We start from the raw sequence: 8,523 nt of genomic DNA, 5'->3' as shown, positions 1-8,523 counted from the left end.
AATGAAACATAGAAGTTTGTAACTTTTTATAAGTTTTCAGTAACGGAACACTGTGCCGTTAACCAATTCACAATACAATGCGCTGATGCGCGTATATGAAGAAAAAAGAGCGAAGAGCCGCGACCTCGCGAATCTTCACTACGAGCGTGCCTGCCAGAAGGTTCCGGAGCTTGCATCGATTGATGCCTCTATTTCTTCTGCCAGTCTTGATCAGGCGAAAAAGCTGCTCGCAGGCGATGACACTGCCCTCGCTTCTTTGAAGGAAGAGATCCGGTCTCTTTCTGACAGACGCCGCCGACTCCTTTCCGACGCCGGATTCCCGGAAGACTATCTGGAACAGCATTTTGAATGTCCGGACTGTCAGGATACCGGCTATGTCGGCACGAAAAAGTGCCATTGCTTTTTAAAAGCGATCATTGATCTGTTCTACACCCAGTCCAACTTAAAAGGGCTTCTCGAACAGGAAAATTTTGAACATTTTAATTTTGATTATTATTCATCCAATTATAGAGACCGGCTTTCCGGTCAGAATTCCCGCGAGCTTGCAACGCAGGCTTATCAGGAATGTATGAATTTCATCCACAATTTTGATACCAAACATGGTAATCTGCTCCTTTTTGGGAATACTGGTATTGGGAAGACATTTCTCAGTCACTGCATTGCAAAAGAAGTGATGGATTCTCTGCATTCCGTTCTTTACCTGACTGCCTCTGAATTTTTCGATGCGCTCCTTGAAAAAGCACTGACCCGGAATGATGAGAGCTGTCTTTTATATGAGCAGATCCACCAGTGTGATCTGCTGATCATTGATGACCTGGGAACCGAACGAAATACAGACTTTGTCGTTTCTCAGCTTTTTGTGTGTTTAAATGATCGGATCCTGAACAGGAAATCCACGATCATTTCTACTAATCTTACTCTGGAGGAAATCAAGACGAACTATACAGAACGTACATTTTCCCGGATAAGCAACCATTATAAGATACTTCGCCTTGCTGGTGATGATATCCGCATTCAAAAGAAACTTATGTACAGGGAGGAACACTGATGTTACATCGAAGTGAACGAATTCTGGATAATATTCCAGTTGGCTCTCTCGGCATTATTGCTGTAGACGGCTGTGAAGAGATGGGAAATAAAGTCAATGACTATCTCGTAAAATGGAGAAAGGAAGAGACTCGTTTCCAGAAAGACAATCTTGTTTTCAACGGCTACGAAAAGCCGAACTATCTGATCAACGCAAAGGTACCGCGTTTTGGATCTGGTGAAGCCAAAGGTATTATCAATGAGTCTGTACGAGGAAAAGACCTTTATCTGATGGTCGATGTCTGCAACTACAGCCTGACTTATTCGCTCAGCGGCAATACCAACCATATGTCACCGGACGACCATTTCCAGAACCTGAAGCGTGTCATCGCCGCTGTAGGAGGAAAAGCACGTCGTCTGAACGTCATTATGCCTTTCCTGTATGAAAGCCGCCAGCACAAGAGAAGCGGCCGTGAATCACTGGACTGTGCACTTGGTCTGCAGGAGCTTGTCCGCATGGGTGTTGACAATATCATCACTTTCGATGCACACGACCCACGTGTCCAGAATGCGATCCCGCTGAACGGATTTGAGACGATCCGTCCGACTTACCAGTTCGTAAAAGGACTTTTAAAGCATGTACCGGATCTTCAGATCGATGCTGACCATATGATGGCGATCAGCCCGGATGAAGGTGCAACCGGACGTGCAATCTACTTTGCCAACGTACTCGGACTCGACATGGGTATGTTCTACAAACGCCGTGACTACACAACCATCGTAGACGGACGTAACCCGATCGTAGCACACGAATTCCTTGGCTCTTCCGTAGAAGGAAAAGACGTAATCATCCTCGATGATATGATTTCGTCAGGTGACAGTATCCTCGATGTAGCACGCCAGCTCAAGATGCGTAAAGCAAAACGTATCTACGCTGCTGCAACCTTCGGACTTTTCACAAACGGTATGGAAAAATTCGACCAGGCTTACGAAGAAGGACTGATCAACGGAATCCTCACAACAAACCTGATCTATCAGACACCGGAACTGCTCAGCCGTCCTTACTACATCAACTGCGACATGAGCAAATACATCGCACTGGTGATCGATACACTGAACCATGATGCTTCTATCAGCAGCATCCTTGATCCAAGCGAACGTATCCAGAATGTAGTTGAGAAATATAAAAAAGGGGAAGCGATCGATTAATTTATACGAGCGAAATTTTTCCGCTATATGAAAAAAAATACTGCTTGAATATCATTTTGATATCTAAGCAGTATTTTTATTTAACATTCTTCTTTCAGCAGTCCTTCTACCTCCACTCCCCATTCTTTCATTTTTTCCAGAAACAGCTCTTTACTAATTTCATGCAGAGCATCCTTCTCCCCATACATTTTTCCAAACACCTCAAAATTTGCTACAAAGCTGCTATATGGATGCAATGACGCATAGCTGAAAGTTTCACTTGCAGAACTGCTATTCCCAGATTTTTTCTTGATGAATAAAACTCCCTCTCCACAATGACTTTCCTCCGATGCAACCAGTTTTACCCGCAAATCCTTCCACGGATAACGTTTTGACAGGAAAAGAAACTTTCGGATACAGCCTTTTTTATCCATCTTTAAACGGTAACTTTTTCTGCTGGTGACTACCACATAAACTGGAACAAGAGCTATAAAAAATGGAATAAAGATAGCAATCAGTACTGGATTCTTCCAGATAAAAATCGGATATACAATAAATATCAGTAGTAAAAGCCAAACAGCTGCCGCAAGTAAGATCCAGGCGGTTCCATTTCTTCTGGACTGTAATCTTCCCTTTTTGTCCTGAAAAATATCAAAGTTTTTCGGTCGCTCTGTTTCAAAATCCACTCCCCATTCTTTTAATTTGGAAAGCAGCTCTTCCTTCTCTGCCGCCATTATTTCACCGTTTATATAAATAGAATATCTTTGCCCCGCTAATATTGGTCTATGCATTTTGAAATTAATACAGAAACTCCCTATTGGATGTCTTATTGGAAAAAGTTCACAATTACTGCTTTGCCTCGGCTGATGCTTACATGCTGCCAAAAATAAAGCTTCATCATAACAATATTCCCCCACATTTATTCTCAATTGTTTAATTTTAAATTCCTCCCATGTATACTTTCTTTTATAAAGCCATGTTTTAACCAAAACTCCCGTTTTATCCAAGATCAACTCTCGATCCATATTTCGACAAAGCAGATAAATACGCAAGATTATCACTATTGAATAGGCAATCGCAAACACAATGCTCATCGCTCTACCCTCTTCCTTATTAGGATCCGGCATATTCACTGCACAATATAGCAAAAATATGTCAAACCCTATCAAACAAATACTAAATCCGCATATACTGTCTATAAAAAAGTCTTTCCACTTTTTATCCGATTTTATAATTAATACATCTTTCTCCTGTCCCATTTTGATTACCTTTTTACAGGAAGAGCGAATCTTTCTCCGCTCTTCCTGTCTACATATTGCTTTTATCGCTCTCTCAATTGATTCATTTTAAACATAAAATATTTTCGAGCCCTCTCCTGTTGTTTTTTTGTCTTTGAACTCTTTTTAACCACAGGATTTGACTTTCTTTTATTTTGTAAAACATAACTTTTACACTCATCCAAGGAGCCAACTGCTTTCTAACTCTGTTTTTAGTTTTTTACTCTTCTTTCGGCAGTCCTTCTACCTCTACTCCCCATTCTTTCATTTTTTCCAAAAATAACTCTTTATTAATCTCATGCAGAGCATCTTTTTCTCCATACATCTTTCCAAACACCTCAAAGTTTGCTACAAAACTGCTATACGGATGCAAAGATGCATAGCTGAAAGTTTCACTTGCAGAACTGCTATTCCCAGATTTTTTCTTAATGAATAAAACACCCTCTCCACAATGACTTTCCTCAGATGCAACCAGTTTTACTCGCAAATCCTTCCACAAATAACGTTTTGACAAGAAAAGGAATTTTCTGGTACAACCTTTTTCGTCCATTTTTAAACAATAACTTTTCCTACTGATTATTACTTTGTAAACTATCAGAAAAACGATGCCAATTGGAATCGAAATAAATAACATGCCCATATCTTTTAATACAACAATTGGAAACATTAAACACGCGCACATTATTAATACCAGAACAAACGAAAATATTTTCCAACCATATCCATTTCGTCTTGTACAAATTCCTCCTGACTTGTCATAAAATACAGACTCATTCATCACTCTTACCTTTTCAATAGCTACTCCCCATTCTTTCATTTTTTTGAAGAAAAGGTCTTTATCAATTGCACAAACTTCACCTTCTACTACATAAGTTCTACTTCCATTTTTCCCCGTACCAAAATAGAACGGCTCATGCAATCCACAAAAATTGATCACAAAACTTTTAAAAGGATGTTGAAACATAAACATTGCACATTTATATTTTCCTTCAGGTATCGCATTCATTGACATTAAAATACTTTCTTTATAATCCTTATATTTTACACGCATTTGTCTATTTTTCACTTCATCCCATGTATACATTTTTTCGTACAAAAACCACTTTATACAACATCCTGTCTCATTTAATGTCAATACCTTGCTATCTTGTATCCAAGAAAACAATGAATAAACAAATCCAATCATTGGGGGCGAAACTATTGAAAATACTACAGGTGGTTTTAATAAAAAACACCACATTAGTTCTAATATCAAACTTGCAATAACTGCTTCTTTTCTGAATTTCATCCATTTTTCATCTGATTTTACAACCAATATTCTATTATTTTCTTCTTCCATTTCCTCATCACCTACTCTGCTTTCGGCAGCCCTTCTACCTCTACTCCCCATTCTTTCATTTTTTTTAGAAATAACTCTTTGTTAATTTCATGTAATGCGTCTTTCTCTCCGTACATCTTTCCAAATATTTCAAAGTTTGCTACAAAACTACTATATGGATGCAATGACGCATAGCTGAATGTTTCACTTGCAGAACTGCTATTCCCAGATTTTTTCTTGATGAATAAAACTCCCTCTCCACAATGACTTTCCTCCGATGCAACCAGTTTTACCCGCAAATCCTTCCACAGATAACGTTTTGATAGAAAAAGAAACTTTCGGATACAGCCTTTTTCATCCATCTTTAAACGGTAACTTTTTCTACTGGTGACTACCACATAAACCGGAACAAGAGCAATAAAAAATGGAATAAAGATAGCAATCAGTACTGGATTCTTCCAGATAAAGATTGGATATATGATAAAACCTAAAAGTAAAAGCCAAATAGCTGCCGCAAGTAAGATCCGGGCGGTTCCATTTCTTCTGGACTGTAACCTTCCCTTTTTGTCCTGAAAAATATCAAAGTTTTTCGGGCGCTCTGTTTCAAAATCAACTCCCCATTCTTTTAATTTGGAAAGCAACTCTTCCTTTTCGACCGCCATTATTTCACCGTTTATATATATTGTATAATTTCTTGAAGTTACTAATATTGGTCGATGCATCTTAAAATTAATATTAAAACCACCCATAGGATACCTTATTGGGAAAAATTCACAATTACTATTTTGTCTCGGTTGACGCTTATATACCGCGAAAAATACTCCCTCATCATAACAAAATTCTCCTAAATTTTTTCGCAATTGCCTAATTTTGAAATCTTTCCACTCATACTTTTTTTCGTAAAAACATATTTTAGTCCAAATACCTGTTTTATCCAATACTAACTTTCGCCCTATATTTCTCCAAATCCGATAAATATTTAGCACCAGGAATATGTTTGCTATTATAAACATCAATGCTACACATTTTTCCAAAGTAACTGCTATTTCATGAGTTATTGCTCTACTCTTCCATAGATCATAGTTAAAAACTACCTCAACTACAATTTCCATTAATATAAAAAGAATTACCCCATTAACTCTAATCCTAAAATACTGTAACCATTCTTTATCTGATTTTATAACTAATACTTCTTTCTTTTCTTCTTCCATTTTGATTACCTTTTATAGGAAGAGCAAATTTACATTCACTCTTCCTATCTGCATATTACTTTTATCACTCTCTCAATTGGTTCATTTTAAACATAAAATATTTTCGAGCCCTCTCCTGTTGTTTTTTTGTCTTTGAACTCTTTTTAACCACAGGATTTGACTTGCTTTTATTTTGTATAGGATTTTTTTTGCTGCTTGACTTTCTGTATGGGAGTGATGCTACTACTCCCGCTGTCACTAAACCATTACCGATTCCAAAAATAGTACCAGAAACATTTTTAACAACATCTAAAATGGGTGTTTTCAATTCTATAATTGCATTAATACTAACTGCTGTACATAATGCTGTCATTCCACCTTTCCACAACGCTTCTTTCACATCACTTCCACTAATAATACTACAAATAGTTGTCCCTATTCCTGATATAAAAGCACTAGTCAAAGTAACATATAAATTATTTATTGTCACTCCGTTTACAAGTCCTGCCAAAGCTGCAACCGCCAAGTCTCCAATTCCAAACTCCTGTCCCGTTGCCTTTGAAGCAATATAACATGTCGCCACGTTTGTTACCATTCCGAGTACACCAAGCCCTACTGAGAATGCAAACATCCCTGCATCATCCCGATACATCACCGGATTATCATCACAGTAAGCATACAGATTCTTCTCCGTCAGCTGCTCTGGATCCTTCGTCAGTACACTCGCATCATCTGCATTCAGGAATCTTCTCACCTTCGGGTCGTAGTATCTTGTCTGCAGATAGTACAGTCCTGTCTCCTGGTCGTAATAGTAGCCTCTGTATCGCAGCGGATTGATCTGTGCAAGACCGAATCTTGAAACATCTGATGACACCAGAAGTCCTCCCCATGCATCATATCTATATACTACAACCTGGCTTCCTTTACTGTCAACAATCCCGATGATATCTCCCTGAAGGAGTCTTCCCGTCTGTTTTTATTTCTGTAAGTTACTTCCTTCAGAACCTTTCCCTTTCTCCTCCAACACTTCTATCGTCTTGCAGATCACCTCCGATATCGGTACTCCCATCAGTCCTGCATTCTCTACAATTGACACTGCTTCATTTGCTATAAATGCAATACACACCGTATCCCTCAGATAACTTGTCCCCATCAGCAGATCCAGTCTTACTGCAATCAATACAAATAACAACACCATCCCTTTTCTGCATAATCCTTTCCACCCTGCTCTGCTTTCCAATGTCCCGCTTTTTGATTTCGGGCTCTTTTTAAATACAACCGGCAATAAAATCCCTCCGGTAAACCAGTCAATTCCCATAAACAGGATCAACGTTTCAAGCGCTGTATCCCATCCACCGAATAAGTTCACTACCAGACTGATCAGCGCACTTCCTGCTATAAATATCTTTTGTCTCATTTTAATCTCTCCATTTCATCACCAAACGGCAGTATAAATCTTCTCCTTCAACAAAAAGCAGTTGACTCTGATCTTTTGAAATGTAAAACATAACTTTTACACTCATCCAAGGAGCCAACTGCTTTCTATCCAAACACCTCAAAGTTTGCTACAAAGCTACTGTATGGATGCAAAGACGCATAGCTAAAAGTTTCACTTGCAGAACTGCTATTCCCAGATTTTTTTTTGATGAATAAAACACCCTCTCCACAATGACTTTTCTCCGATGCAACCAGTTTTACCCGCAAATCCTTCCACGGATAACGTTTTGACAGGAAGAAAACCTTTCGGGTACAGCCTTTTTTATCCATCTTTAAAATATAACTTTTTTCAAGGCAAACAATACTCAAAATAATAAATAACGCAATAAGAAACGGACTAAATACCACTATCAGTACACCACTTTTTAATACAAAGATAAATAATTCCAATAAATATATTAATACAATTCCAAGACAGAATGTCAGACATTTCCAGCCATAACCATTCCTTTTTGTTTGCATTTTCCCTTTTTTATCAAAGAATATTTTTCTATCTAATGTACGAACAGAATCTATTTTAACTCCCCATTCTTCCATTTTCTTCAAAAAAAGTTCTTTATCAATAGCGCACATTTCTGCTTTTACTGAAACGTATCTATTAGGCGACAAATGCGGATTATGCATACCTGTAAAATTCACTTGAAAACTACTTAACGGATGTTTTAAAACATACCAATCACTCTTCCCTGTATTCGGAGGTTTTTCCTTGCACCTGGAAAGCAATACCCCTTCGTAATACATTCCCATATTTACTCTTAACTGTTTTGTTTCTATCTCATCCCACTTCATATATTTTTTATACTTTAAAAATTTTACAGTACATCCTGTTTCATCTAAAATCAAAACTTTTCCTTCGCTCCATAATATCCATAGCGAAATGGTAGATAATAGAATTCCTAAAAAAACTATGAATATTACATCACCAGAAATTATCGAAACCATCCAACATACTCCTATTTCGATCACAGCTATAATATTGCATTTCATCCATTTTTCATCTGATTTTACAACCAATATTCTATTATTT

Annotated in this window: 8 protein-coding genes; 2 read left to right on the top strand and 6 right to left on the bottom strand. The window is 37.9% G+C overall.

Annotated elements, in window-relative coordinates:
• The first annotated feature begins 52 nt into the window (after positions 1 to 52).
• Together PG418_RS18745 and PG418_RS18740 are read left to right on the top strand one after the other, a co-directional pair.
• The gene (locus PG418_RS18745; protein WP_498837861.1) at positions 53 to 1,048 is read left to right on the top strand and encodes an ATP-binding protein; all 996 of its coding nucleotides are present in this window, start codon (positions 53 to 55) and stop codon (positions 1,046 to 1,048) included.
• Positions 1,048 to 2,235: a ribose-phosphate pyrophosphokinase gene (locus PG418_RS18740; protein ID WP_055261717.1), complete on the top strand. Its 1,188-nt coding sequence runs from the start codon at positions 1,048 to 1,050 to the stop codon at positions 2,233 to 2,235. Before PG418_RS18745 ends, PG418_RS18740 begins: the two co-directional genes overlap by 1 nt.
• Positions 2,236 to 2,315: 80 nt before the next feature.
• Here PG418_RS18740 and PG418_RS18735 read toward each other — a convergent pair whose 3' ends face one another.
• The 6 genes from PG418_RS18735 to PG418_RS18710 form a co-directional block, all read right to left on the bottom strand.
• Positions 2,316 to 3,473: a hypothetical protein gene (locus PG418_RS18735; RefSeq protein WP_498837860.1), complete on the bottom strand. Its 1,158-nt coding sequence runs from the start codon at positions 3,471 to 3,473 to the stop codon at positions 2,316 to 2,318.
• Positions 3,474 to 3,711: 238 nt separating this feature from the next.
• The gene (locus PG418_RS18730) at positions 3,712 to 4,830 is read right to left on the bottom strand and encodes a hypothetical protein (RefSeq protein WP_498837859.1); all 1,119 of its coding nucleotides are present in this window, start codon (positions 4,828 to 4,830) and stop codon (positions 3,712 to 3,714) included.
• Positions 4,831 to 4,841: 11 nt separating this feature from the next.
• Positions 4,842 to 6,020, bottom strand: coding sequence for a hypothetical protein (locus PG418_RS18725; RefSeq protein ID WP_498837858.1), 1,179 nt, complete (start codon positions 6,018 to 6,020; stop codon positions 4,842 to 4,844).
• A 64-nt stretch (positions 6,021 to 6,084) separates the two neighbouring features.
• On the bottom strand, positions 6,085 to 6,942 hold the full coding sequence (locus tag PG418_RS18720) for an RHS repeat-associated core domain-containing protein (RefSeq protein WP_498837862.1): 858 nt from the start codon (positions 6,940 to 6,942) through the stop codon (positions 6,085 to 6,087).
• A gap of 33 nt (positions 6,943 to 6,975) precedes the next feature.
• Positions 6,976 to 7,416: a phage holin family protein gene (locus PG418_RS18715; protein ID WP_195413287.1), complete on the bottom strand. Its 441-nt coding sequence runs from the start codon at positions 7,414 to 7,416 to the stop codon at positions 6,976 to 6,978.
• Between the two features lie 125 nt (positions 7,417 to 7,541).
• Positions 7,542 to 8,523 (bottom strand): hypothetical protein (locus PG418_RS18710; RefSeq protein ID WP_498837857.1); only part of this gene is annotated, 982 nt, incomplete at its 5' end.

It is taken from the genome of Bariatricus sp. TF06-38A (genome assembly GCF_027690675.1).
Taxonomy (GTDB): domain Bacteria; phylum Bacillota; class Clostridia; order Lachnospirales; family Lachnospiraceae; genus Allocoprococcus; species Allocoprococcus comes.
This window is presented reverse-complemented; position numbering and strand designations above follow the sequence as displayed.

Coding starts and splice junctions, on each gene's coding strand:
- PG418_RS18735 (WP_498837860.1), bottom strand. CDS start 3,473: ATGGGACAGGAGAAAGATGTATTAATTATAAAATCGGATAAAAAGTGG.
- PG418_RS18725 (WP_498837858.1), bottom strand. CDS start 6,020: ATGGAAGAAGAAAAGAAAGAAGTATTAGTTATAAAATCAGATAAAGAA.
- PG418_RS18740 (WP_055261717.1), top strand. CDS start 1,048: ATGTTACATCGAAGTGAACGAATTCTGGATAATATTCCAGTTGGCTCT.
- PG418_RS18730 (WP_498837859.1), bottom strand. CDS start 4,830: ATGGAAGAAGAAAATAATAGAATATTGGTTGTAAAATCAGATGAAAAA.
- PG418_RS18715 (WP_195413287.1), bottom strand. CDS start 7,416: ATGAGACAAAAGATATTTATAGCAGGAAGTGCGCTGATCAGTCTGGTA.